A 24198-nucleotide genomic window follows, 5' to 3' on the forward strand; every position below is an offset into this window, starting at 1 on the left:
AATCTTGGTCGCGAAGTGGACGAAAGGGCAGGAAGAGTAATGGCTGCAGCAGAACCGCCGAAGCCCCGCATCGCGATCGTCACGTACAACATCCACAACCTTGGTGGAGTGCCACGTTCGACCACGACGATCGCCAATTCGCTCAACCGACGAGGGTATACCGTCGAGTTGATCAGCATCGCGCCGGGCATGATTCCCGTCGCCCAGCAGATCGACAGCGAGATTCCCGTTTTCACCTGCAACCAGGAAGTCCCACGGTCGCAGCAGTTTTACTCCAATGGAGTGGGCGCTCGAGGACGGCAGCTCGCTCTACGCCTCTTCAGACGGTGGAAACCTCGGAACCTGCGATTGGTTCGCCCGACGGCAGATGGTGTTGATCGCCTAACGAGTCATCTGGCCGCGATGGACCTCGGTCATACGATCGTGATCGTGACCGATGTGAACTCGATGGACTATGTCGGCCTCGCGCTGCAGCGTCTAGAAGCGAGACCTCTCGCACTGATCGGTCAGTTTCGAGGCACCGTCGAGGCGTTGTCCCCATCGCGTCTTCGGCGAATCTCCGACGCGTTTTCCGACGTTGACCTCATGCTGCTGCTCACAGAGGAAGACGCGCGCGCATTCCGCGCTGCGACGAACGTGGATTGCGACTGGGTGCCGAACCCAGTGCCAACTGCTCCCGAGAGTGCGTCAGAGAGAGCGGAGCCACGCGAGGTGGTAACGCTCGGACGCTTGGCACCCGAGAAGGGACTCGACAAGGCGATTGAAGCGTGGGGTCTGTTGGGCGCCAAGAACGCTGACTGGACGCTTCGGATCTTCGGCGACGGTCCGTTGTACCGGCCGCTTCAGGATCAGATCGACGCTGCAGGTCTTTCAGGGTCGGTGCATCTCGAAGGCAAGACGGAAGACTCGCTCGGTGTGCTCCGCAAGGCCACCATCCACTTGCTCCCCTCACAACATGAGGGATTCGGCATGTCGGTCGCTGAGGCGTCGTCGGTGGGTACCCCGACCGTCGCGTTCGATTGCTCTCCAGGCGTCCGCAGCCAAATCACCCATGATGTGGACGGAGTACTCGTCCCCGTGAACGACGTTGGTCGGCTCGCGGAAGAACTTCAACTCCTCATGGACGATGCCGCGCGTATCGAGAGGCTGGGGCGGGCAGCCGCCCAGAGTGTTCAGCGCTTCAGTGTCGCTGCAGTGATGGCTCGTTGGGATGAGCTCTTCGCTGACCTCGCACGGAAATCCGAGCGCGATAGGTCTCTCGATTCAGGTCATGCCGAGCAATGAAGAAGCTCCGAGTAAATACGGCGGGACGTGGGTTCCTCCACGTGGTCTCGGGAACCGTGATCGCCCAAGCCTTGACCTTGGTGATCCTTCCCATCCTGACGAGGATCTACAGCACCGAGGATTTCGGTGCACTTACTCTCGTGACGTCCATCACTATGCTGGTCACGACCTTCTCGACTCTTCGGCTCGAGACGGCACTTATGCTGCCGACGGCTCACCGGGACGTTCGGGCGCTCGTGTCCCTCAGCCTCCTGAGTGCTTCTATCGTCGCGACGATCACGGCTCTGATCGTGTTCTTCATTGGACTCCGTGACCCTGCGTTCGACATCCATACCGGCCTACCGCTGTGGGTCTTTCTTTCGATTCTTCTCTCCGCTGTGTACACAGTGCTGAACCGTCTTGCGCTTCGAAAGGGAGGGTACTCCGAGGTAGGAAAACGTGCCGTTGCGCAAGCCATCGGGACGGGCGGAGCACAGCTTGCCTTGAATCCTTTCCCTGGTGGATCACTCGGCTTGATCGTCGGTAGCCTTATCGGTCGACTCTTCGGGCTCGTTCCTCTCTACCGATATTCGCGAGGGTATATCGGTCGAACGCACCGCAAGATCAAGATCAAGGTCCTTCGCGAGTACTGGCGATTCCCCGTCTTCTTCGCTCCGTCTGCAGCGCTCAATGCTTTCGGAGTGCAGGCGCCGCTTCTTTTCGTCACCGCGTGGTACGGCGTCGCGTTCGCGGGTATTCTCGGCGTCGCCGAGCGCGTCATAGGTATCCCGATGACGCTGATCGGCAACGCGGTGGCCCAAGTGTTCGACGGGGAGATGGCGCGAAAGATCAGGGCAGGGCGCGGAGGGTACGTGCGCCCCTACATGAAGGTCTCGCTGTGGCTCGGCGTGGTTGCGCTCGGCGTCGGAGCTGGGTTCTATCTTCTCGGGGACTGGGCCGTCCCCATCATCCTCGGGCAGGAGTGGGCCCTGGCGGGGCACTGCGTCAGCATTATGTCGATCACCGTTGCCTTTCGACTGGTGGCGAGTCCGACAAGTCGAGTGATTGGTCTCTTCCAACGGGCGGGCGGCATGTTCGTGATCGATGTCTGCCGATCACTCTCTATGCTGGGTGCGATCGCGTGGGTGATGTTCACACAAGCCCCGTTCTTGGTCGCCGTCTCTGTGATGTATTACTCCCTGGCGCTGATCTACGTAGTCACTTGGGTCTATGCGCTGATCGTGGTGGTCCAGGAGTCCCGCAAGAGCGAGCGTTCCGTCACGGGGATCGTGGCGTAACGCGAGTCACGCCACAGCCGGCGGCGATCCCATCATTGGATGGACTCTATGCGGTCTCCCAGCACGCCGGCAAGACGCTCGGACCATTCCACGGTGACGTGATGACTGTCGCGGTACACCAGCTCGTTGCCGATGATGACCGGGCACAGGCGAGAATCACAGAAGTAGTCGCTCATATCGATCTCTTGCACCTTCAGCATGCGCTCCGCCCGTGTCGCATCGCTGTCCAATGCGTCCGCTCGGCTCGCCGCGCAGTCCTCTGGCGAGTCCACGTGTGCGGAGAGGCAGATTGCCGGTGTGGCCCGCAGATTCGGAGTGTCCAGCAGCACTACGGGTGTCGTCGAGGCAGGAAGTTTCTTGATGAAGCTCTCGATGCCGCTCTTCCAGTCGTCACTGAAGGTCGCCGTAGAAGAAGTCGCAGCGTAGCCATCGCCATATGAAGAAAGAAGGACGATGTCGGGTTGCCGCTCTTGTATATCCGTCTGAACCGCAGCGCGGAAATCATCGCACGCCCCATACGCCACGCCACGCAGAAGGACGGGGTAGTCCGAGGCGGGGCACGAACTCTTCGTGTACACGACGAGCGAAATCCTCCCGTCCGCGACGAGGCGCTCGAGAGCGGGGAACCACTGCGCAGCGTGGGAATCGCCGACAAGAGCCACGAGCGGCGCCTCTTCATCAGCCGCGTCGAACTCGCAGGCCCGTGGTTCGGTATTGGTGAAGGTGTTGTCGTGGCATCCGTCGGCATAGATTGCCGGCACGCTATCGGATGCATTGCGGAGTGCCGGTCGCAGATTGATGGGCACATAACTTGCTGACATCGGCGAGGTGCGTGCGTTCGTCGCTTCAGCAGTCCGGGAGGTCGTGAAATCTCGGCCGGACACAGCCGGGAGAGCGATCAGCAGGATGGCTGCAATGGAAGCAGAGACGGCAGTGCTCATGATGACAGTCCGACGGGGCATGCTGGCAGCGAACCGCAAGCGTCGCGTTGGCTGCTCCACGAAGCGATAGGAGAGGTAGCCCAGAGGAACACTGCACGCGCCGAGGACCAGTGCAACCCAGATGGGAAGTGGGTTTTCATAGCCCACGTGCGCTTCAGTAATTACGATCAGCGGCCAGTGGACGAGGTACATGGAGTACGAGATTGCGCCGATGAAGATCGCGACACGGTTCGTCAATATCTGACTGAAGACATGACTTCCGTGCGCGCCGGCGAGGAGGAGGCAGGCTGTGGAGACTACCGGTATTGCCGCCGCGACACCGGGAAACGCCACGGTTTCGTCGAACACGAAGAACGCCCAGAGGAGGCCTGCGAAGCCGACTGCTGCAATCGCGCCGCTTACCGGTCGGCTCAGCCGAACGGACTTGGGGAGTCGTGCAAGCACGATGGCGAGGACGCCTCCAGTGCCGAGTTCCCAGGCCCGAGTGGGGAGGCTGAAAAAAGCCCAAGGTTGGGATCGCACCGTCAGCAGGATGCCCGCGACGAACGACACGAGTATCAGGATGCCAAGGATGGGGACGAGCCATCTCCGGTTCTTCTTCGTAATGGCTAGAACCAATAGCAGCGTCAGTGGCCAAAGTACATAGAACTGCTCCTCAACACCGAGTGACCAATAGTGTTGAAAAACGGACGGGACGGTCTCCGCGAGGTAATTAGTGCCCGTGAATGCGAAGTACATGTTCGGGACATACAAGGCGGTTGCGATCGCAGCGCTCAGCGTCTCTTCAAGCAGTAGCGGCGGCAGGAAGATAGCGCTCGCCACGACGGTGAGAAGAACGACGAGAAGCGCCGCCGGCAGAATTCGAAGCGCTCGGCGAGAGTAGAACTTCGCGAAATCGACCCGCCCTGTCGCGACATATCCGCGGTACAAGTGATCAGTGATCAGGAAGCCGGAAATGACGAAGAAGACGTCGACGCCCGTATAGCCGCCAGGTAGGGCATCCGGGATCGAGTGATAGACCACTACGGCGATCACTGCAACAGCGCGCAGGCCCTGAATGTCTAAACGAAAGTTGCTGCGAGGTTCCGAGTGCACGATGAATGCTATCAGTCGAACCCGTCTATGCCGCGAACGAGTCCCCATCGACGGCAGGCGAGCGATGCTCCATTCCGGCACACCAGGCCGGGCATGGCTTCACCGGCCCGCGACTTTTTGCGCGGGCGCGGCTGATACCATGTTCAGTCGGGGTGCGCTACTCCGGACAGGAGAAGCACGCATGCTGCCGACGCCAGGCTCGATCGTTTCGAGAGCAGTCTCGTCAGACAAGACCGAGCGAGCCCGGCGTAAGGAATTCTCCTTACTGAGTTCCATCGCGTTCGCATCCCTGCTCGTGCCGGGGCTCGCAGGTGCATACCTCGGAGATCGGTCGGAGAACGAGGGCGCCGACGTCCTCATCGTTCGCTTCATCGTGCTCGCCGTGCTCGTTGTCTACGCTGTGCACGTCTGCCTTTCACGTCGGGGTGAGAAGGGGCGCCGCAGCGTTGGCATCCCGCTCCTGATCATCTTCTTGGTCTCGACCCTTCAGGTGACAGAGATCCTGCGAGGTGAGGTGGGTCAGGCGACTGACATCCTCAACATCGCTGCGACCGGGATTGTCTTTTTCGCCTTGTGGGCAATCAAGCCTCAGCTTGAGTGGCTCAGAGTGTTTGCGGTCTACGGTGCGATTGTGGGGGGCATCGCGTTGCTCATGAGCGTTGCCACGCCGAGTATTGCTTTCATGACCAACGAGCTCGGTTCCTTTCTCGGATCTTATAAGGGCGAGGGGGGACAGCGGTTGCTCGCCGGGCCGTTTGCGAACGCGAATTCGCTTGGTCTGGTCCTGAGTACCTGCGTACCGTTTGTCTTTCTTTGGAAGAAGACAAGCGCTCGCCTGCTCTTTCTGCTTTTTATAGTTCCACCGCTCTGGATGACCTTCGCGCGGACATCGTTGATCTCTGTCGGAATCATGCTTGTCTTCGCATTCCTGTTCAGCCGGAAGTTCATTTCCATCGGTGTCAAGAAGTTTGTGGCTGCGCTGATCATCGTCGGAATATCAACGGTGGTTGTGTTGCTTCCTATCCTCAACACGGACCCGGCTTTCCTCACGGGGAGGGGGAGAATCTGGCAGACGGACCTCTTGGCGTGGTCCGAGTCTCCTATTTTGGGGCTGGGGTACGGGTGGTACGCCGAACATGCGATGTTCACAGGGTTTGCTCACACGAGCAGCCACAACATGATGATCACGCTATTGGTTCATGGTGGCCTCTTCTACCTGTTGTGCTCACTGGTCTTCGTCGGCCTCGTTCTCGCCGCCTCATGGCGCCATCTTAATGCGGGAAGAATCGTCCCGTTCTTGTTCTTCATCGGCTTCCTGACGACCGGAATCTCCGAGGGGAACTGGCAGTCGCTGATCCTCACCCCGTTGTTCATGCTTCGAGGGTTCCTGTTCGCGGCCATCATTTTCTCTGTGCCCGATCGGGTGGCCAACCGTGACCGAGAGGTCACGACGGCGCCTCGTTCACCGTCGGCGAAGTGAGCCCGGCGCGTTCAGGCTGATGCCGTCAGCATTCGACTGCACGAGCTGACAGCCGAGTGCCGCCGACGCGCGACGAGGACGCTGCAGACGGGGTCAAACCTTCACGACGCGGACGGCGGCGCGACGGATTCGAGCACCTCAGCAAGCTTGATCGCGAGGTCGTCCCGGGCGAAATCGCTCCTGGCGAGCGCACGCGCCCGATCCTGCGTAGCAGCGAGTGCCTCTGCGTTCGTCGCCAACGCGAGAATGCTGCGCGCGGCAGCAGCGACATCCTTGCGATCGAGCACGAGGCCGACAGAGTGTTCCCGGATCAGATCCGCCTGCCAGCCCTCGTGGTTGATCGCGATCGCCCGGCCCGCTGCCAATGTGTCGAAGAACTTGTTGGCGCTGTTGGCGTTCATCGCGGGGTTCTCGGTGACCACTGAGGTGGCGATATCGGCTGCCGCCAGGATCCGTGACACCTCATTCTTCGACACGGGTGGCAGTACTCGAACCGTCGTTCCCAGCAGGTTCACGCTCGCAGCTCGAGCACGAACGGAAGCCTCGCGGGCACCCGTTCCGATGAGAGCGAAGACGATCGTGGGATCGAGTCGTACTGCCTCCGCAGCGACGTCGACCAGATATTCGACCTCGTTCGCGGCACCGAATGTTCCGGTGTACACGATGAGTGGTGCATCCGGAGAGATGTCGTTCGCGGCACGCCATTCGACGCCGACGGCGGGATCGACGTCGAACAGCTCGACGTCTGCGGCATTTGGGATAACCGTGATCTTGCTCGCCTCAGCACCATGCTGACAGGCATCGTCTTTCATCCCAGGTGACAGCGCGACGACCTGCGACGACTTTCGGTAGGCGAAACGCTCCAAAGCGCGAGCGGCTCGCTGGGCGAGCGGATTGTTCAGGTACCCCAGTGCGATCGGCACAGTGGGCCAAGAATCACGAACCTCGAACACGATCGGTGTTCTACGGCCCGCGGCGGCGAACCATGCAGGGAGAATGATCGTCAACGGGGTGCTGGTGGCGAAGATCACGTCGCCGTGGAGTTTCCGGGCTTTTGACGCTGCAGAAACTGCGAAAGTTGCGAAGGCTCTCAGCCGCGCGATCGCCCCCATCGTATTGTCATATGGTACTTGCCGCCGATGAACTTCGAATCCATCTATGGTCGCTGCACTCCATTTAGCTGATGAGCCGGGGCCGCGTTCCGAGGTGACGATCTTGACGTCGTGACCTCGTGCGGCCAAGCGACGGGCGAACTCGTAGGATCGCGTGCTACCTGGCTGATCGGGAGTGTTGAAGTACTGGTGCAAATAGACGATTCGCATCAGCGCGGCTCAGAGGCGCGTGACGTTATCGCCGTGAAGCACGTTGCGCGTGTCCAGGACGGGGGTCGATCCAGCTGTGAGACGGCTTACATCGAACTCGTCGTGGTCGGTGACCACGATAGCCAGATCGAACGAGTCGATTCCCTCTCGGTTGAGATCGATCCGTGTCGTCGCCGCGGGCCACTGGTGTTCGGACACGTGAGGGTCTGCTGCCGAGACTTCAGCGCCGAGCTGCGTGAGGAGTTCGATGATGCGCTTCGCTGGTGCTTCGCGAACGTCGCCGGTGTTCTTCTTGTAGGACAGCCCGACCAAGATGATCTTCGAACCGTTGACGGCTTTTCTGTCAGCGTTGAGAAGGTCGATGCTCCGCTCCACGACGTAACTCGGCATGTGCTCGTTGATGTCGTTGGCGAGCTCCACGAAGCGGAACGACTTCCCCAGTTCTCTCCGTACTTGCCAAGAGAGATAGCTCGGGTCGACTGGCAGGCAGTGCCCGCCGACGCCGGGTCCAGGCGTGAACTTCATGAAACCGAACGGCTTCGTTGCGGCGGCATCGATGGACTCCCATACATTCACCCCAAGCTGATTCGCGAAAACTGCGAGTTCGTTGACCAGAGCGATGTTGACGTGGCGGAACGTGTTCTCGAGAAGCTTGGTGAGCTCGGCTTCCCGGGTGCCAGACACGGGCACCGTGCGATCGACGATCCTGTCGAAGAATGCCTGCACCCGCTGCAGCGACGGAGGATTGATCCCTGATACCACCTTCGGGGTTGTCTGCAGATTCCATTTCTGGTTGCCCGGGTCGATGCGCTCAGGGGAGTAGCCGACGTAGAAGTCGTCGCCGGCACGAAGGCCGCTGCCCGATTCCAGGATCGGAACGAGGAGCTCCTCGGTGGTGCCGGGGTATGTGGTCGACTCCAGAATGACTGTGGCGCCGGGGGTGAGGTGCTCAGCGAGGGAGCGGCCGGCCTCTTCGATGAACGTCAGATCTGGCAGCGATTCGCGCAGGGGGGTCGGAACACTGATGACGGCGATGTCGAAGCCTCGGGCTTCGTCGTAGCTCGTCGTGGGCGTGTATCTGCCAGATCCGAGCGCTTCCGCGAGCTCCGCACCACTGATGTCTTCAACGAAAGACTCGCCGCGGGCGAGCGCACGTACCCGACGCTCGTCGATGTCGAGGCCGATGACCACGAATCCCGCGTCGACCGCTCTCATTGCGACGGGGAGCCCGACGTATCCCTGACCGATTACAACGACCTTCTGAGGCGTGGACATGAGACCCTTCGAATGAGTGAATGTGGCGGTGCGCCGACGGTGAAAGCGCAAGAAGGCGCGGCGTCGCGCAAGCGAGATCATTCTAGCGAACGATCATTCGGTCCGCGCCGACGATGCCGTCCGTCCACCGAGTCTTGCGGAGCGTCATGTCCGATCTGCTAGTCCTCCATGCAGTTCTCCGTCAGCCGCCCTGTGCTTGAATCGGGTTATGAGCGACCCCCATCAGCCGCCACCACTCCGGCGCGATCGGCTCCGGCGAGAAGGCGATGACAGCATGGAGGCGTTGTTCTCCACCTCTCGCCCCGCAGCGGCAGGTTCGAGTGAACCTGCTAGCCGGTATGAGTCGCCTCGAGCCCATGCCTCTGAGATGCGAACCTCCAACCGAGCCGGTCGAGGTAGTCGTCGAGCAACAAGGCGTCGGCGGATCTGGATTTGGAGTTCCGCAGCCTTTCTCCTCATCGTTGCTTTGGGTGTTGGCGGCGGGTTCGCCGCCAAGCGAGTGTATGAGCAGGCGACTTCTGCGCGCGAGCACCTCGCAACTGCGATGCCGTTCGTGAATCAAGTGAAGTCGGCGATGCTAGCCAGCGACGTTGCGGCTGCGGAACTCGCCGCTCAGGCCTACGTCAAGGAGGCGTCGGCCGCGAACGCTGCCGTCGATGGGCGGTTGTGGGACGTGCTCCAGGGGATCCCCCTGCCCGTGTTCGAGAACCTCCGTGCGGTGCGTACAGTGACGAACGTTGCGGAGACAGTGGGTACCGAGATCCTGGTGCCGGCGTCATCCATCACGCTTGCGTCGATCGCTCCGACCGGGGGAAAGGTGGATGTCGCTGGGCTGTCGGACATCCAGGCCGCGGTGATGAGAATCAGCGACGTGATCGGCGATATCGACGGGCGCCTAGACGCCATCGATCGCAGTGCCTTGATCGACCAAGTGGGCGATGGATTCCGGCAAGTTGACGACGCCGTGGGTCAGGTGAGCGCTCTTGTCTCTCCGGCTGAGGATATTCTCGGGATCCTGCCAGGACTGCTGGGGGCGGACGGGCCGAAGAACTACCTGCTCATGTTCCAGGGCAATGCGGAGGCGCGCGCCAGCGGCGGGAGTCCAGGTTCCTTTGTGCTCGTTCGCGCGGACCAGGGTGCGATCACGTTCGAGAAGGAAGTCGCAGCCACCGAGTTCCCCTTCGCCATTCCGCAGTCGATCGTCCCGCTCGATGCGGAGACGACGGCGCTTTACTCCGACATCGTCGGCCGATGGACGGCAAACATGACGTCCACTCCGGACTTTCCTACGGTCGCGACGCTGATGCAGGGATGGTGGGCATCGGAGTTCGATGACCAGATCGATGGAGTCGTCTCGGTGGATCCAGTTGCGTTGAGCTATTTCCTCGATGCCACCGGGCCCCTCACTCTTGCGACGGGCGATGTGCTCACATCGAAGAACGCGACCGCGCTGCTCATGAACGAGGTGTACTTCAAGTACCCCAAGGGCCAGGACTCGAACGCGTTTTTCGCTAGTGCGGCGGTTTCGGTGTTCAACGGCCTGCTGGCCGGGGGAGCGTCGCCCGTGAAGCTCGTCGACGCCGGCGCCAAAGCGTCTGTCGAAGGGCGGTTGAAACTCTGGGTCCCCGACCCCGCGGTGACGGAGGTCATCGGCGGGTCACCCGTCGCCGGCGTGCTTCCGGTCGACAATGAGGACGAGACGGCGATCGGTGTCTACTTCAACGACACCACCGGGTCGAAGATGGACTACTACGTCGACGCGGACATCGCGGTCGAGACGGACCAGTGCACGGCGGCGGGCGCTCCGAGCTGGACCACGACCGTCAACCTCCACAACGGGATCACCCGCGAGGACGCGAACGAGCTTCCGCGCTACATCACCGGACCGTACTTCACCCCCGGGGACATCGGCACCGACTACATCGTCTACGCCCCGGTGGGCGCGACCATCGAGAGCTGGACGGTGAACGGGGCGGCGCGCGATGCGCTTGCGCACACGACGCATCTCGGGCGTGACGCCATCCGCGTGAACGTGGTCCTCCAGCCAGGCGAGTCCGCGGCGCTGCAGGTGGTGATGAAGGCTTCCGACGACGCCGAGAGTGGGTCGTTCGGTCCGCTCGTGGTGAAGCACACTCCGATGGTGAGGGATACCGCAGTCGACGTCGTGGCGCCGGGCTGCGACTGACGGCGCGGTTCGGCGGGGGCCCGTTCGCCTCCCGTCTCGCGATAGCATTCCGCTCGGAGGGCAGATGTCGTACTGGGTGGCCGCGAGCTTCGGCGCGCTGGATGTGCGCAACCACGACCTCGCTTCGGAGGGCTACGAGTTCGTCGTCACGCCGATCATTCCTTCACCACCCCAGATCCTGTGGGGCGACGGTGCAGCGCTCTGGAGCGAAGCACTCGATGCTGCCATCGACGATTCCGATGTCGACGAACCCACACGAGACGCTCTGGCGGCGTTGGAGGATCTTGGCGTGCTCGTGCGATCCGAATCGCCGACCCTGCCGAGTCGCCGGGCGAGTCCGCCCTGGCTCGTGTCGTACCAGCATGAGCTCGTGTATGCGCTGCTGAGCAACGTCGCCGATCAAGCGGGGATCGACATCGTCTTCATCAAGGGGCCTGTCCTGCATTGGCAGGGTCTGCGCGGCAAGGAGCACTCGGGCGACGTCGACTGCTGGGTTCGACCGGGCCACGAGACGATCCTGGCCGAGGCCATGGAGAGGTGGGGGTGGCGAACCTCGCGGACCGCGTTCGACGGGACCCGTATCGCGCACTCCCAGACCCTGATGCCGGGGGAGTGGGGGTGCGAGATCGACGTCCACACGCGCTTTCCGGGGATGACTCTCGACGAGTCGGCGGCGTTCGATCTCGTCCTGGCTAACACGGTCACCCGCGCTTTCGCCGGCACGCTCGTACGGGTTCCCTCTCCGCCGGTCCACGCGGTGATCTATGCACTCCATGAGCTGCGTCCGGTTGCGGGCAGACAGCACACCCCGGAACAGAGAAGCACGGCTGTGCGTGCCCTCACGAGCGCCGGCGACTCGACCATCGACGTGACCGAACGGCTCGGGGCCGGATTCGTTCTGAAAGACGCGTTGTCCGAGGGGTTCCCTGATTTCGATCCGTCTCGGATCAGCACCCGGATTCCGTCTGACTGGGAGTGGCGGTCTGTGGTCTCGGTGCCGAGGCGTCAACTGGCAGCTGTCCGGCTGTTGCCCTGGCGGCAGCGGGCGCGAGTGGTGAAGCGACTGGTCTGGCCCGCGCGTGACGCGTCCCGAAGAGTCCGGGCAGCATCAGACCTCCCGCCGAAGGCAGTCTTCCTCGTGCGAGTGAAGCGCCTGCGGGACGGTCTCGTGAGGCTGCTCCGGGGAGATTGACCCGCCTGCCGAACGAGCGACGCCGACTGAGTGTCGAGTGTCGAGTGTCGACCTCTACGGTCCGCCCCACCGGCTGATCGGCCACAGGATCGGGCCGGCCTTGCCGAAGGCATCGGCGCGCATCATCCAACGGAAGCACTCGTCTCCTGCGTCCGCATCGCCGCGACAGCGATAGACGGAATCGGCAGAGTTCGCACGGTTGTCGCCGAGGACGAGGTAGGCGTTCTCCGGCACCGTGACCGCGGGGAAGCAGCGTGACGAAGCGGGCTCTGTCTCGCAATCCACCTCGCCGGCGGTGTAGGGCAGATTCTCGACGACGTAGGGCTCGTCGATCGGCGCCCCGTCGACCAGCACTGAGCCGTCGGCGTCGCAGCATTCGACCGTCTGCCCGGGGCCGGCGATCACCCGCTTGACGAGGACGTACGGACGGATACCGGTGGTCTCTCCGGCCCAGCGCAATGCGGCGGACAGCCAGTTCGTCGGCGCGGCGGGTTCGTCGCCCCAGCGTTCGTCCGGGCGGAAGACGACGATGTCGCCCGGAGCGGGGTCCGCGGCGACGTAGGCGAGACGGTTGACGATGAGCCTGTCTCCGGGTTGCAAGGTCGGGGACATCGAGCTGGAAGACGGCTGACCCACGAACGCGACGATCAGGAGTGTGAGTGTGAGCGCGAGCGCCACGCTCGCCCACACGCTTCGGAGAGGATTGCGTCGCCGTCGAGGTTCGTCGGTGGTCGTCATCGTGACTTTCTCTGGTCGCGCAGTCGGGGACACACCCAATAGTGTCAAAGAATGGGTCGAGAAGCCGACGTCCACATGACGCGCACCGAGGAGTCCGTCCTGTCGCCGTCGCGCTTCGAGAGGCTCGTGGTCCCCGATGTCCTCCGTGGCGTGGCCATCGTGGCGATGCTCATCGCCCACGCCGGACCCATGGTTCCGGAGCGTTCCGGTGCCGTGTCCTTCGTCATCGCGATGTTCAGCGAAGTGGCGTCGCCACTCTTCGCTCTCGTGATGGGCATGTCCGCCCAGATCGTCTGGAACCGTGGGCCGCGTATACCGGTGACCCTGGGACAACAGGCGATCCGCGGTGTGTTCCTCATCGTGCTCGGAGTGTGGATGGCGACCTGGGGGTCCTGGGTCGCGATCGTTCTCGCCCACCTCGGTATCCTCCTCCTCATCGGGGTGCCCCTGCTCCTCGCCCGGAGCCCGTGGGTGATCGGGACCACCGCGGTCGTCCTGGTGATCAGCGATCCGCTCGTGCGTCTGGGGCGGGGATGGGGATGGGCCTACGCCGCACCGAGCCCCCTGCGCGACATCCTCGACTGGGTGGTGATGAGCCCGCACTACCGGCTCGTCAACCTCCTGCCCTTCTTCCTCATCGGCGGTCTGCTGATCCGGCATGGACTCCGCCGCGATCGCCTTCTGGGCGTGATCGGCCTCGTCGCGGTGGCGTCGTATCTGGCATGGGGCGCGGTCGCCTTCATGGAACGTGGCGGAATCCAGTCCGGCGACTACCTCGACACCCTCAAGGACATCGGTCTCGTCTTCGCGGTCTACGTCGTGGTCGTGCTCGCCGCGACCGTGCGTCGGGAAGGAGCGAAACGGTTCTGGCAACCGGTCTTCGTCCCGTTGATCGCGTGCGGTCAGGTGGCGCTGTCACTGTACCTGCTGCATGTCGGCATCATCGCGCTGTATGCCCGCGCCTACGGCCGCCCTGTCGAGAACTTCTGGCCCGGCTGGCTCGTGATCGTTCCCGGCATGATCCTGGTGGGCTGGCTCTGGTGGCGGTTCGTCGGCACCGGTCCGGTGGAATGGGTGATGGGGTGGCTCACCGGGCGACGCAAGCCGCTTCTGCGTCGCCGCTGACGGCGGCTCAGGCGGGGGTCACGTCTGCGAGGGCCCGGATGCTGTCGATCAGCACGGCGACGTCGTCACTGCCGCGCGCGAGCGGCCCGGCCTGGGAACCGTTCGTGCCGATGAGAGCGCCGACGGGGGCGACCCGTCCGACCTCGAGCGCGCTGTCGAGTGAGCCCCCGATGTCCAGCGCGAAGCGGGCAGATGCCGGGATGCTGTGCGACGAGCCCGTGTCCACCATGCCCGCCGTGAGCCGTTGGATGACATAGACGTCCACGAACGGTGCCAGCTGCTCTTCCGCCGTGTCGAGCGAGGCGATGGCTGTGGCGCAGGCGTGGCATCCCGGAGAGACGAACAGGAGGAGTCGTGCGCGCGCGCCGGGGGCGAGGACATCGACGACCTCCGCCGTGCCGGGGAGGAGTACCGCACCGGCTCCGCGGGGGATCTGATCGGTCTCGGCGGCCGCGATGCCCGACGCCCGCACGATGGACCAGACTGCGGTGGCGATCAGCAGGCCCGAGCCGACGGCGCCGATCGCGACGGGCGCAGCCGTCGCGGAGCCCGCGACGGCCGGGATGCCGACGGGAAGCGACGAACCGAGGGCGGCGAGTGCAGCGGCGAGCGTCGACAGGGCGATGACGACGGTGAGGACCGCGTTGCGCACGATGAGCCGAGGGCCGACGGCGGAGGGGGAGCCATTCGCCGAAGCATCCGCAGTCGTCGTCCGACCCGAGCCTATGCGCTCGGACCACAGCGATCAGCAGCCCTGTGCACAGGAGGAGGGCGGCGCTGGAGAAACCCACGAAGAGCCACCCCGTGGTCAGCAGGAGGCCGAGTGCCATCACCGCCTCGAGGACGATGAGCGACACCGCCGCGGTGTGCGGGTGGCGCACGGGGATACGCAGGGCGGTGAACGCCGTGAGCCCCCGATCTGCGGATCGCACCTTGCCAAGGGCGCTCGCCGCGAAGACGGTGGCGAGGAACACCGCGAGCGGGAGAAGGAACGCGATCATGGGCTCATTATCCTGCATCGACGGAGCGACCGGACCGTGAAGGATCCGGCCGCTCCGTCGTGCGCTGGCTCAGCTGTGTCGCGCGGTCATGTTCCCGAGCAGGTACTGCTCGACGGCCGAGTTCCGTCCGCAGAATCGTTGAACAGCTCAGGTGCCGGAGCACAGGACCAGAGTCGAGCTGACCGTTCCGGTCGGCTTGCTCCCCGTGGCGATGTAGCCGGACGGCAGGGTGGTGATGCCGTTGAGCGTGAACGCGACCGTGATCGACAGCGTCGAGCGGAACGCGATGGTCGCGCCGGCCGGGAGCGCGGACGTCAGGGTGATCAGGCGGCTGGTGCCCGAGAGCACGGAGACGCTCGCGGTCCCGCCGGAGACGCCGAAGACACCGACATTCGCGACGCCGGAGCCGTTGATGAGAAGGGTGGTGCCGACAGGCAGGGGCGCTGTCCCGGCGGTCAGGGTGAATCCCGGTCCGAGGAGGCCCAGGGTGCCGCACGTGCCGCGCAGCGCAAAGGCGCCTACCTCGACATCGGTCGACGCGGCGGCCAGCGGCGTGGCGACCGCTGCGGCGATGATGGGCACCGACCATGCGGCGCCTTTGACGATCGTGCGCCGGGAGAAGCGACCTGCGCTGGGTTGTTCGTCGGTCATGGGTGTTCCATTCGTCAGGGGGAGTCGTGCAGGACGCCCGGATGGCCGGACCCGCAGGTCCGGCCATCCGGTATCGTCCGAATCGATCAGGAGTCGGAGCAGAGGATCGCGGTCTGGCTCAGGGAGCCCGAAGTCTTCGCACCGGTGGCCGTGTAGCCGGCGGGGAGCGTGGCGGTCGCCGTCAGGGTGCTCCCGACGCCGAGGCCGACGACGGCGCGGGCATCGAACGACGTTCCGGCCGGAAGGTCGGCCACGAGCGTGATCTGCTGCGACGTGGGGCCGAGGAGCTGGATGTCGGCCAGCGCGCTCGAGATCGAGAAGAGCTGCACGTTCGCGATTCCGGTCGCGGTGATCGTGATCACCGTTCCTGCCGGAAGCGGCGCGCTGGGCCCCGCCGTGATCTCGAAGCCGGGGAACAGAAGCCCCAACGTGCCGCAGTCGCCGTCGACGGAGAATGCGCCCACATCGACCACCGATGCGGCGGCGAGCGGCGTGGCGACGGCGGCAGCGATGACGGGGACCGACCATGCGGCGCCCTTGACGATCGTGCGGCGCGAGATGCCCTTGTTCTTCTGGATTTCCTCGGTCACGTGAGTGCCCTCCTGTTAGATGCAGATGCGGTTGCCCGCGGTGTCGTCGAAGAGGCGACACGTTGTCTGCATCCCCCAGGAGCCTCTTCGTGACCTCAAGCTAGGGCGGCGGAAACAGCGCAGAAGGGCGTTCCGAGGAACTACGCGCAGGGTGCGCTCAACCTGCGCGGAATGAGTTTTCCGAGGTCCGCGCTCAGGCGCGGCGAGCGGCGCGCAGGGCGCGCGGAGTGCACGAATACGCGTCGTCGAGAGCGCGTCGCAGGCTCATCGGCGAATGGAACCCGGCGCGCTGCGCGATCTGGTCGATGCTCAGCACGTCGTAGCGGCTGTCCATCAGGAGGGAGTGCGCGAGGCGGGCGCGCTGGCGACGGATCTCGCCGGCGACGCTGTTCCCCGACTCGGAGAACACCAGTTGCAGCTGACGCAGGGACGACTGGACCTCTCGAGCGACGCGCGCGGGATTGAGCGCCGGGTCTCCGCACTGCTGGGCGATCACGGCGATCGCACGCTCACGGAGAACCTCGTGCGGGGTGCCCTGCCCGGTGACCGCGCCCATGCGGTCGAGCAGCATGGCGCCGCTCATCTCCATCACCAGCTGCTCGATCGCATACTGCTCGATCGCGGAAGCCTGGGCATCGGCGTCGAGGAGTCCCGTGACGAACTGCTGCATGGACGTGTCGAGGAGCCTCCGCTCGGGATACACGTTGGCGTCCGGAGCCAGCGACGGGACGAAGGAGGCGATGGCGGACCGGGGCACGAGAGCGGCTGAGACCCGCCACGAGCCGGCCCAGCGCAGGCGCCGCGTGATCCCCTGCGGAGCGATGACGAGACCGCCCTCCGTCTCGACCCACGGCTCGCCCTCGAGCCGCGACCACAGCGCCTGCGTCTCGACGAAAGCGAACACGGAATGCTCGGGGTACACGGTGGCGGTGTCGATCGTGAGTTCCGACGTCGCGCCGCTGATGCCGAGGAGCAGGACTCCGCCGGAGGAACGGACGCGCGAGCGCAGACCGGGCCTGTCTCCGACGCGGCGGATGCCGTGCATGGCGAGTTCGCGGTCGTCGATGGAGCGGGCGATCTTGGTGTTCACGAAAGGCCTCCTTCGGAGGTCGGACTTCCGAGAGTACGACGACGGCCGGGAGGTCATCCCGGCCGCCGATCGCTCTCGTTGCCCGAAAGGATATCGGTCAGCAGCCCTGGAAAGGGGAATGATTGAACAAATGTTCAGCAGGTGTGGCGGAACGTGCCGGTCGGCTCAGAGGATCCCGGCCCCGACGGGCACGGTCACGGAACTCACCGCGGTGTAGGTGTCGGCACCGAGGGTGACGTTGAGTGTCACCGGGAAGCTCGCAAGAGCCGAGACGGCCACTCCGGTCGAGGTTCCCGCGAGGCCGAACGCGATCGGCATCACCAGCGTTCCGTCGCTTGCGATCGTGATGGTGCGGGTGCCCGTCCACGTCGTCAGAGGGAACCCGAACTGCCCGACGATCGGCGCCGTCTGGTATGTCGCGGTCCGCTCTCCGGCTGTGGTGGTGACGCCGTTCACGGACTGCACCCCGAAACCGCGAGCGCGTCCGACGGGGATGTTGATCCCTGCGGGACGACCGACGGTGACGCTGATGGTGGCGATCTCGGCCGTGCGGGCACTGCTGCCGTTCCTGATGGAGAACTCGGTCGGCAGGGTGACGAGGGCCTGGGCGCTGAGGGTGCCTCCGCCGTCGAGGAGCTGGAGCGTCGCCAGCGAGGTGCTGGTTCCCGTCCACGCGACCGAGGTCGGAGTGATGCTCGCCGCAGCGAGCGGGGTCGCCACGACGGCCGCCACGACCGGTACAGACCACGCGGCGCCCTTCATGATCGTCCGGCGCGAAAATCCTGTGCTGTGCTGGCTGTCTTCGGTCATACTGCGTGCTCCTCATTGATGCAGATGATGCTTCGTGCGTGACCGGTGAGGCGACACGAATCTTCTGCATCCCCCAGGAGCCTCCCCGTGCGAGTCACGGTAGGCGCGGGATGAGCGGCCCGTGCGGGGAATGGGCGAAAAGCGCGCTCTGCGCGTTCTTTCTGCGCGCATTGTGCTTTTGAAGCAAAGGCGCATGCCGCCCATGCCTCGTGGCGTGCGCCTCGTCTCCCCGTGAATGCTGGATAGGCTTGCAGGCATGTCCGATCGCCTCCGAGTCGCCGCGATCGGCGTCGTCATCGACATCGAGATCGCCGACCGAGGAGAAGCGTTCCTCGACCGGGTGCGGGCGGCCTGGGCTGACGCTGCGACCTCGTCGGAGGGGGAGCCCGAGGCCGTGGTGGCCGATCGGTCCGAGCTGGATGACGACGCCGCACTCGCGATGCTCTCCACCGACGTGACGCTCGCAGCGCTGGCCGCGCGCCGCGGAGCAGACCTGTGGATGCTGCATGCTGCCGGCCTCGCCGACCACGACGGGAACGTCGTCGTGTTGAGTGCGGCATCCGGCACCGGAAAGACCACGGCCGCACGGCACCTCTCGCGTCGGTTCGCCTACGTCAGCGATGAGACCGTCGCGATCACGGCGCACGGAGAAGTCGTCCCCTACCGGAAGCCTCTGTCCGTCATCCAGCCGGACTCGCCCCACAAGCTGCAGGTCGCCCCCTCGGCCATCCACGCGAGCCATCCGCTGCCCGCGCGACCGCGGGTCGCCAGGATCGTCGTCCTCGACCGCCGCCCCGACGGGCCGGAGGCGCCGGAGGTCGAGCCGCTCGATACCGCGACGGCGCTCGAACTGCTGGCCCCGCAGACGAGCTATCTCAGCGATGCACCGGCGCCTCTGCATCTGGTCCGGCATCTCCTGGACGCGACCGGCGGCGCCGTGCGCGTGAGCTATCGCGAGGTCGAGACGCTCGACGCGACGATCGACGAGCTCCTGGCCACCCCGAAAGTGGGCGACGCCGCGCGACCGCGCACACAGGCGACCTCATCGGCGGAAGGACTGGAGGAGACCGTGGTGTCGGAGGCGATCAGGGGATACCAGCGCACTCCTGTCGTCGATGCCCTCGACCTCGGAGACGGACGGCTCGCGGTGCTGCGTCGCTGCGCCGCGGGGAGCCGACTCCACGTCCTCGACGGCATCGGCCCCTCCGTCTGGGCGGCGGCACCGGGACGAACGATCGACGAGATCACCGACGAGGTCATCGCCGAGCACGGACGCCCGGACGGAGCGGACCCTGCGGAGCTCGTGGACGCAGCCGTCGCGCAGCTGATCGCCGACGATCTACTGCGGGCAGCCGAGCCTCAGACCTGAGCGGAACCCCGCCTGCGCACGCCGGGAGCGTGCTCGGACTCGGCCGATTCGGCGTCGTCCTCCTTCTGCGCATATCGCTCGTAGGCGCCGTAGTACTCGCGGCCGTAATACGCCGATTCCGCACCCTTGCGGGGCACGCGGTTCAGCACGACCCCGAGCACGCGGCCAGTGGTGCGCGTGATCGCATCGATGGCGCGCTGCAGCATGTCGAACGTCGTCTTCCCCGAAGAGACGACGATGAGCACGCCGTCGGCACCCGCAGCCAGCACCGCGGCATCCGTCACGGGCAACACGGGCGGGGAGTCGAGGATGACGATCGCCGACTTGCTGATCTCGGCCAGGAAGTCGCGCATGCGCTGCGAACCGAGCAGCTCACTGGGATTCGGCGGGATGCGTCCAGCGCCGACGACGGCGAGGGGGACGTCTCGGGACGGGCGGTGCGCCACATCCTGGAGTTCGGCACGACCGGCGAGGACATCGGTGAGTCCGACATCGCGCGACATCCCGAAGATGTCGGCGATCACGGGGCGCCGGAGGTCGCAGTCGATCAGGATGGCCCACTGGCCGGCAGCGGCCAGGCTCGAGGCGAGGTTGACCGACACCGTCGACTTGCCGTCTCCCGGCACCGAGCTGGTGACGACGATCACCCGCGGCGGGTTGTCGACGTCGATGAACTGGAGGTTCGTGCGCAGCTCGCGCATCGACTCGATCGTGTGATGCGAGACGCCGTGCTGCGACTCCAGCGAGAAGTCGATCACCTGTCGTTCATCCGACATGGACTTCTCGAGCGGCAGTGTGCCGATCACCGAGACGCCGGTCTCGCGCTCGATGTCACGCGGATGACGCACACGACGGTCGACCGTGTGCCGCACGAACGCGTAGACGAGTCCGAGCGCGAGGCCGGCGAGGGCGCCGATGATCACATTCAGACGTGTGTTCGGGGAGGACGGGCTGCTGGGGAGGCGGGCCGAATCGCCGACGATGAGAGAGATCGCCGCGGGTGCCTCAGCGGTGCCGCCCTCGAGCTTCTCGATCTCGATCGCCATGCCGTCGAGCCAGGCCTGTGCCAGCGCCTGCGCCGACTCCGGCGTTGGCCCGGTGGCCGTGACCTTGAGAGCGGTCGTGTCGACCGGGTTGGTCACCGTGACGCGATTGACGAGCACGTCGGGGGAGGTGTCGATGTCGAGCTCCTCCATCGCATGCTCGGCCACGGCACGCCAGGAACCGAGGTTGAGATACGACTTGACCCTGCTCTGCGCGAGCTGGTTGCCCACGAGGGCGGAACCGCTCGTGCCGTCGCCGCCCACCGCCGTCACGATGCCGGTCGTATCGGCGGAGTACACGCGCGGCTGCAGCGCGCTCCAGCCGAACGCCGCCGCCGCGCCCACCAGGGTGGCGACGACGATGACGATCCAGTGGGCGCGCAGGATGCGCGCGTAGTCTCTCAGTTCCAACTCTTCATCTCCTCGCACATCCCGTGTGGAGCTCGGGACGCAGACATCAGAATGAGCATACGGTGAACGCCCGTGCGCCGGAGGGGACACGGCTCACATGAGCGCGTCGCGCACGAGGCGCTCGACCTCGACCAGAGCCGGGGTCAGTTCCGCCGCCGAGCGCGCATAGGTCTCTCGGGAGCGGCGATACGGGTCGATCACGTCGTCGTCGTCGCCGGATGAGGGTGTGAGCCCCCGCTGGTCGTTGACCGCGCGCAGGACGGCGGCGAGGCGTTCGCGGGGAGACGCGCCGGCGGCGTCGGCGGCCGCGCGCGCATCCGCGCTGCTCAGAGTGGAGGCGAGACGCGCGAACTCACGGACCGTGAAGGTGCGGCGGAGTCGACTCGGCATCATCTTCACCACGTGGGAGCGATGCTCGCGTGCCATCGTGAGGATCAGATCCGCATCTGCGAGGAGAGGCTCGACCAGGTAGCGCGCCTGGTGGGCGGCTGCGACCTCAGGGTCGACGCCCTCCCTCGCTGCGAGTTCGAGGGCGGGCTCCGGCATGCCGTGGCCGACCAGAGCGTGGGTACCTGCGCTGTGGACGCGCACGCCGAGGGGTTCGAGTTCAGCGCGCAGCAGCACCTCCGCGAGCGGCGACCGGCAGATGTTGCCCGTGCACACGGTGAGTATCGTCAGCGGCGCCTCGGCACCCCGCCGGTCAGGTGCACCCAGCAGAGCGGCGAGCGAAGCCGCCTCCGATGGGGGTCGGCTGTGTGGCGGCAGAGGGAGGGGAAGGTTCTGCGGCCGCAGCGGTCTTCTGCTTCTCGCGCCACTCCCGGCGGCTCATCCCGGTCGGCGGTCCGTCCTCATGCTGCGGCGTCACGCGACCAGCCTAGGCCTCCGCGGGGCCCGTTCCGGCAGCAGCTGGATCAGCAGCACCGCGATCACGCCGCCGACCAGGGCGCCGAGACTGTTCGCGATCACGTCGGAGATCGTGGGGAACCGCGAGGGCATCAGGCCCTGCACCGATTCGATCAGACCGCTCATGAGTGCGCCGATCACCACGACACGCCACAACCGCAGACGCGACCACGCGAGGGGCAGCAGCAGCCCGACGGGCACGAAGAGCGCGACGTTCGCCAGGAACTCCAGGACGACGGCGCTCCGGGCATATGAGGCGATGCCCATGTCGGCGGACCAGTGGGCGAGGATGCCGACGAGTCCGGTGACCTTCGCCGAGACGTTCGCCGGCAGCCACACCGTGAACCCGACGAACAGCAGGTAGGCGACGAGCGCCACCCGGGCGGACACGGCCCCGGTGCGGACGGGAGCGGCGGTCGCGGATGGCATGTCCGCCATGGTAACGGCGGCACCTCGGCGGGGCTCTCAGCTTCGGCCGTCGCTCCAGTTCAGCTGCTCGATGTAACGCAGGAGCACGCCTTCGCGCAGCGCCCACGGTGACACCTCGAGCTCGTCCACGTCGAGCGCGGTCATCGCCGCATGCAGCGACACCGCCGCAGCCACGATCTGGAAGGTGCGGTCGGGGTGATCCCCGGCAGCTCCTGCCGCGCGGACGCGGGCAGTCGGGCGAGCCGCGGGATCCACGACCCGAGAGAGGCACGAGGCAGCAGCATCCGTTCGCTTCCCGACCAGCCGGGCACGGGGTAGCCGACCAGCCGTGCGAGCGACCGGATCGCCTTGGATGAACCGACGACGTGATCCGGACGGGGAGTGCGACGAATCGCGGCAGCACGGCGTCGAGCGTCGACGCGGCATGTGCCCGCAACCTCTCGACATCGCCCTCGCCCGGCGGATCGTTCGGCAGGAACTGCACCGTCATGCGCCCGGCGCCGAGGGGAACGGATGCCGCGGCGTCGGGCATCTCCTCCGCACCCGCCGCGATCTCGAGCGAGCCGCCGCCGATGTCGAGGAGAAGAAGCTGCCCGGCCGACCAGCCGAACCAGCGTCGGACGGCGAGGAAGGTCAACTCGGCTTCGGTCTCGCCGTCGAGCACCTGCAGCGGTTGGCCGAGTGCCGCCTCGATGCGGGCGATCACATCGGCGCCGTTGCGCGCGTCACGCACCGCACTCGTCGCGGTGGCGAGGAGTGCATCGACACGCTCGACCTCTGCGACATGCCGCGCCTGAGCGACCGCCGCTTCGAGGGCGATCACTCCCTCCTCGGAGATCGCGCCATCCGGCGTGAGGTAGCGCATGAGGCGCAGCACGGTCCTGTCGCTCGTCGTCGCGAGCGGACGGCCACCCGGGCGCACGTCGGCCGCCAGCATATGGACGGTGTTGGATCCGATGTCGAGGACTCCCAGGCGCACGGGAAGAGACTACTCGCGCCACGGTTACGATGTACTCCGTGACCACCGCCGACCCCACGCTGCCGCTGTCGCCCTACCGGGAGATCGGTCGTGCCGAGTGGGCACGGCTCGCGGCCGGGCTCGACCAGCCGCTCACCGAGACCGAAGTCGTCGAGCTCCGTGGCATCGGCGACCGGCTCTCCCTCACCGAGGTGCGGGAGGTCTATCTTCCTCTGAGCCGACTGCTCAGCCTCTACGCCACCGCCACCAAGCGTCTCGGCGCCGCGACGTCGGAGTTCCTCCAGGAGGACGACACGACCACGCCGTTCGTGGTCGGAGTGGCCGGTTCGGTCGCGGTCGGCAAGTCGACGATCGCCCGACTGCTGCGCGAGCTCATGAGCCGATGGCCGGGGACCCCCCGCGTGGAACTGGTCACCACCGACGGATTCCTCTACCCGAACGCCGAGCTCGAACGCCGCGGGATCATGGACCGCAAGGGCTTTCCCGAGTCGTACGACCGGCGTGCACTGCTCGGTTTCCTCACCGAGGTCAAGAGCGGTGCGACCGAGGTGCGCGCGCCCTTCTATTCGCACATGCGCTACGACATCGTGCCCGATGCGAACGTCGTGGTGCGCCGCCCCGACGTCGTCATCGTGGAGGGGCTCAACGTGCTGCAGCCGCCTCCTGCACCGAACGATGTCGCGGTGAGCGACCTGTTCGACTTCTCGATCTTCGTCGACGCCGAGACCTCGCACATCGAGAAGTGGTACGTCGACCGGTTCCTCGCCCTCCGCCAGGCCGCGTTCAGCAACCCGTCCTCGTACTTCAACGTGTTCGCTCATCTCACCGATGACGAGGCGATCACCACCGCGCTCGGCTACTGGAACGAGATCAACATGCCGAACCTCGTCGAGAACGTGATGCCGACCAGGCATCGCGCGCGGCTCGTGCTGCGCAAGGGGGCGGACCACGACGTGGAGAGCGTTCTGCTGCGCAAGCTCTGACACGGTGGGGCCGAATATTGTTCGG

General features: G+C 65.4%; 20 protein-coding genes and 1 pseudogene. 8 read left to right on the forward strand and 13 right to left on the reverse strand.

Annotation, left to right across the window (positions count from 1 at the left end; translation table 11 throughout):
- The first annotated feature begins 39 nt into the window (after positions 1–39).
- Together G4G29_RS05250 and G4G29_RS05255 are read left to right on the forward strand one after the other, a co-directional pair.
- Positions 40–1284 carry a glycosyltransferase gene (locus G4G29_RS05250; RefSeq protein WP_183152067.1) on the forward strand — a complete coding sequence of 415 codons (1245 nt, stop codon included), beginning with the start codon at positions 40–42 and terminating at the stop codon, positions 1282–1284.
- Positions 1281–2561 carry an oligosaccharide flippase family protein gene (locus G4G29_RS05255; protein WP_220174004.1) on the forward strand — a complete coding sequence of 427 codons (1281 nt, stop codon included), beginning with the start codon at positions 1281–1283 and terminating at the stop codon, positions 2559–2561. Before G4G29_RS05250 ends, G4G29_RS05255 begins: the two co-directional genes overlap by 4 nt.
- A 32-nt stretch (positions 2562–2593) precedes the next feature.
- Here G4G29_RS05255 and G4G29_RS05260 read toward each other — a convergent pair whose 3' ends face one another.
- Positions 2594–4597, reverse strand: a complete 2004-nt coding sequence (locus tag G4G29_RS05260) for an acyltransferase family protein (protein ID WP_183152069.1) — start codon at positions 4595–4597, stop codon at positions 2594–2596.
- Between the two features lie 181 nt (positions 4598–4778).
- Between G4G29_RS05260 and G4G29_RS05265 the strand changes: the two genes are divergently transcribed.
- The gene (locus G4G29_RS05265; protein ID WP_183152070.1) at positions 4779–6077 is read left to right on the forward strand and encodes a hypothetical protein; all 1299 of its coding nucleotides are present in this window, start codon (positions 4779–4781) and stop codon (positions 6075–6077) included.
- A gap of 101 nt (positions 6078–6178) precedes the next feature.
- Here G4G29_RS05265 and G4G29_RS05270 read toward each other — a convergent pair whose 3' ends face one another.
- A complete protein-coding gene (locus tag G4G29_RS05270) occupies positions 6179–7399 on the reverse strand; it encodes a glycosyltransferase family 4 protein (RefSeq protein WP_183152071.1) in 1221 nt (406 codons plus the stop codon).
- Positions 7400–7408: 9 nt separating this feature from the next.
- A complete protein-coding gene (locus tag G4G29_RS05275) occupies positions 7409–8674 on the reverse strand; it encodes a nucleotide sugar dehydrogenase (RefSeq protein ID WP_183152072.1) in 1266 nt (421 codons plus the stop codon).
- A 574-nt stretch (positions 8675–9248) separates the two neighbouring features.
- Between G4G29_RS05275 and G4G29_RS05280 the strand changes: the two genes are divergently transcribed.
- Both G4G29_RS05280 and G4G29_RS05285 read left to right on the forward strand, forming a co-directional pair.
- Positions 9249–10859: a DUF4012 domain-containing protein gene (locus G4G29_RS05280; RefSeq protein ID WP_183152073.1), complete on the forward strand. Its 1611-nt coding sequence runs from the start codon at positions 9249–9251 to the stop codon at positions 10857–10859.
- A 64-nt stretch (positions 10860–10923) separates the two neighbouring features.
- Positions 10924–12051, forward strand: a complete 1128-nt coding sequence (locus G4G29_RS05285) for a nucleotidyltransferase family protein (protein WP_183152074.1) — start codon at positions 10924–10926, stop codon at positions 12049–12051.
- 54 nt (positions 12052–12105) lie between these two features.
- Here G4G29_RS05285 and lepB read toward each other — a convergent pair whose 3' ends face one another.
- A complete protein-coding gene (gene lepB / locus G4G29_RS05290) occupies positions 12106–12789 on the reverse strand; it encodes a signal peptidase I (protein ID WP_183152075.1) in 684 nt (227 codons plus the stop codon).
- A 51-nt stretch (positions 12790–12840) separates the two neighbouring features.
- Between lepB and G4G29_RS05295 the strand changes: the two genes are divergently transcribed.
- Positions 12841–13914, forward strand: a complete 1074-nt coding sequence (locus G4G29_RS05295; protein ID WP_210274242.1) for a DUF418 domain-containing protein — start codon at positions 12841–12843, stop codon at positions 13912–13914.
- A gap of 7 nt (positions 13915–13921) precedes the next feature.
- On the opposite strand, the gene G4G29_RS21310 is transcribed toward G4G29_RS05295, so the two are convergent.
- From G4G29_RS21310 to G4G29_RS05325, 5 genes are all read right to left on the reverse strand, one after another.
- Positions 13922–14566, reverse strand: a complete 645-nt coding sequence (locus G4G29_RS21310; RefSeq protein ID WP_183152077.1) for a hypothetical protein — start codon at positions 14564–14566, stop codon at positions 13922–13924.
- Between the two features lie 496 nt (positions 14567–15062).
- Complete coding sequence (locus G4G29_RS05310; protein ID WP_183152933.1) at positions 15063–15566, reverse strand: hypothetical protein; 504 nt, start codon at positions 15564–15566, stop codon at positions 15063–15065.
- An 86-nt stretch (positions 15567–15652) separates the two neighbouring features.
- The gene (locus G4G29_RS05315; protein WP_183152078.1) at positions 15653–16156 is read right to left on the reverse strand and encodes a hypothetical protein; all 504 of its coding nucleotides are present in this window, start codon (positions 16154–16156) and stop codon (positions 15653–15655) included.
- Between the two features lie 193 nt (positions 16157–16349).
- Positions 16350–17246, reverse strand: coding sequence for a helix-turn-helix domain-containing protein (locus tag G4G29_RS05320; RefSeq protein WP_183152079.1), 897 nt, complete (start codon positions 17244–17246; stop codon positions 16350–16352).
- A gap of 165 nt (positions 17247–17411) precedes the next feature.
- Positions 17412–18056, reverse strand: coding sequence for a hypothetical protein (locus G4G29_RS05325; RefSeq protein ID WP_183152080.1), 645 nt, complete (start codon positions 18054–18056; stop codon positions 17412–17414).
- Positions 18057–18312: 256 nt separating this feature from the next.
- On the opposite strand from G4G29_RS05325, the gene G4G29_RS05330 reads away from it, so the two are divergent.
- Positions 18313–19425, forward strand: coding sequence for a hypothetical protein (locus G4G29_RS05330; RefSeq protein WP_183152081.1), 1113 nt, complete (start codon positions 18313–18315; stop codon positions 19423–19425).
- Here the strand turns inward: G4G29_RS05330 and G4G29_RS05335 are convergent.
- The 4 genes and pseudogenes from G4G29_RS05335 to G4G29_RS05355 form a co-directional block, all read right to left on the reverse strand.
- Entirely contained in the window at positions 19416–20879 is a 1464-nt protein-coding gene (locus G4G29_RS05335) for a polysaccharide biosynthesis tyrosine autokinase (protein ID WP_183152082.1), read from the reverse strand. The two genes, G4G29_RS05330 and G4G29_RS05335, sit on opposite strands and share 10 nt — an antisense overlap.
- Positions 20880–20972: 93 nt before the next feature.
- Positions 20973–21542 carry a low molecular weight phosphatase family protein gene (locus G4G29_RS05340; RefSeq protein ID WP_244632413.1) on the reverse strand — a complete coding sequence of 190 codons (570 nt, stop codon included), beginning with the start codon at positions 21540–21542 and terminating at the stop codon, positions 20973–20975.
- 198 nt (positions 21543–21740) lie between these two features.
- The gene (locus tag G4G29_RS05350) at positions 21741–22211 is read right to left on the reverse strand and encodes a VanZ family protein (RefSeq protein ID WP_183152084.1); all 471 of its coding nucleotides are present in this window, start codon (positions 22209–22211) and stop codon (positions 21741–21743) included.
- A gap of 36 nt (positions 22212–22247) precedes the next feature.
- A pseudogene (locus tag G4G29_RS05355) lies at positions 22248–23190 on the reverse strand (Ppx/GppA family phosphatase).
- Positions 23191–23219: 29 nt separating this feature from the next.
- Here G4G29_RS05355 and coaA point away from each other — a divergent pair.
- Positions 23220–24173: a type I pantothenate kinase gene (coaA, locus tag G4G29_RS05360; protein ID WP_183152085.1), complete on the forward strand. Its 954-nt coding sequence runs from the start codon at positions 23220–23222 to the stop codon at positions 24171–24173.
- Positions 24174–24198: the final 25 nt, after the last annotated feature.

This window comes from Microbacterium sp. Se63.02b (assembly GCF_014171575.1).
In the GTDB taxonomy this organism is placed as follows: Bacteria; Actinomycetota; Actinomycetes; order Actinomycetales; family Microbacteriaceae; genus Microbacterium.

Coding starts and splice junctions, on each gene's coding strand:
- G4G29_RS05250 (WP_183152067.1), top strand. CDS start 40: ATGGCTGCAGCAGAACCGCCGAAGCCCCGCATCGCGATCGTCACGTAC.
- G4G29_RS05255 (WP_220174004.1), top strand. CDS start 1,281: ATGAAGAAGCTCCGAGTAAATACGGCGGGACGTGGGTTCCTCCACGTG.
- G4G29_RS05265 (WP_183152070.1), top strand. CDS start 4,779: ATGCTGCCGACGCCAGGCTCGATCGTTTCGAGAGCAGTCTCGTCAGAC.
- G4G29_RS05270 (WP_183152071.1), bottom strand. CDS start 7,399: ATGCGAATCGTCTATTTGCACCAGTACTTCAACACTCCCGATCAGCCA.
- G4G29_RS05275 (WP_183152072.1), bottom strand. CDS start 8,674: ATGTCCACGCCTCAGAAGGTCGTTGTAATCGGTCAGGGATACGTCGGG.
- G4G29_RS05280 (WP_183152073.1), top strand. CDS start 9,249: ATGCTAGCCAGCGACGTTGCGGCTGCGGAACTCGCCGCTCAGGCCTAC.
- G4G29_RS05285 (WP_183152074.1), top strand. CDS start 10,924: ATGTCGTACTGGGTGGCCGCGAGCTTCGGCGCGCTGGATGTGCGCAAC.
- lepB (WP_183152075.1), bottom strand. CDS start 12,789: ATGACGACCACCGACGAACCTCGACGGCGACGCAATCCTCTCCGAAGC.
- G4G29_RS05295 (WP_210274242.1), top strand. CDS start 12,841: ATGGGTCGAGAAGCCGACGTCCACATGACGCGCACCGAGGAGTCCGTC.
- G4G29_RS05310 (WP_183152933.1), bottom strand. CDS start 15,566: ATGACCGACGAACAACCCAGCGCAGGTCGCTTCTCCCGGCGCACGATC.
- G4G29_RS05325 (WP_183152080.1), bottom strand. CDS start 18,056: ATGACCGAAGACAGCCAGCACAGCACAGGATTTTCGCGCCGGACGATC.
- G4G29_RS05330 (WP_183152081.1), top strand. CDS start 18,313: ATGTCCGATCGCCTCCGAGTCGCCGCGATCGGCGTCGTCATCGACATC.
- G4G29_RS05350 (WP_183152084.1), bottom strand. CDS start 22,211: ATGCCATCCGCGACCGCCGCTCCCGTCCGCACCGGGGCCGTGTCCGCC.
- coaA (WP_183152085.1), top strand. CDS start 23,220: ATGTACTCCGTGACCACCGCCGACCCCACGCTGCCGCTGTCGCCCTAC.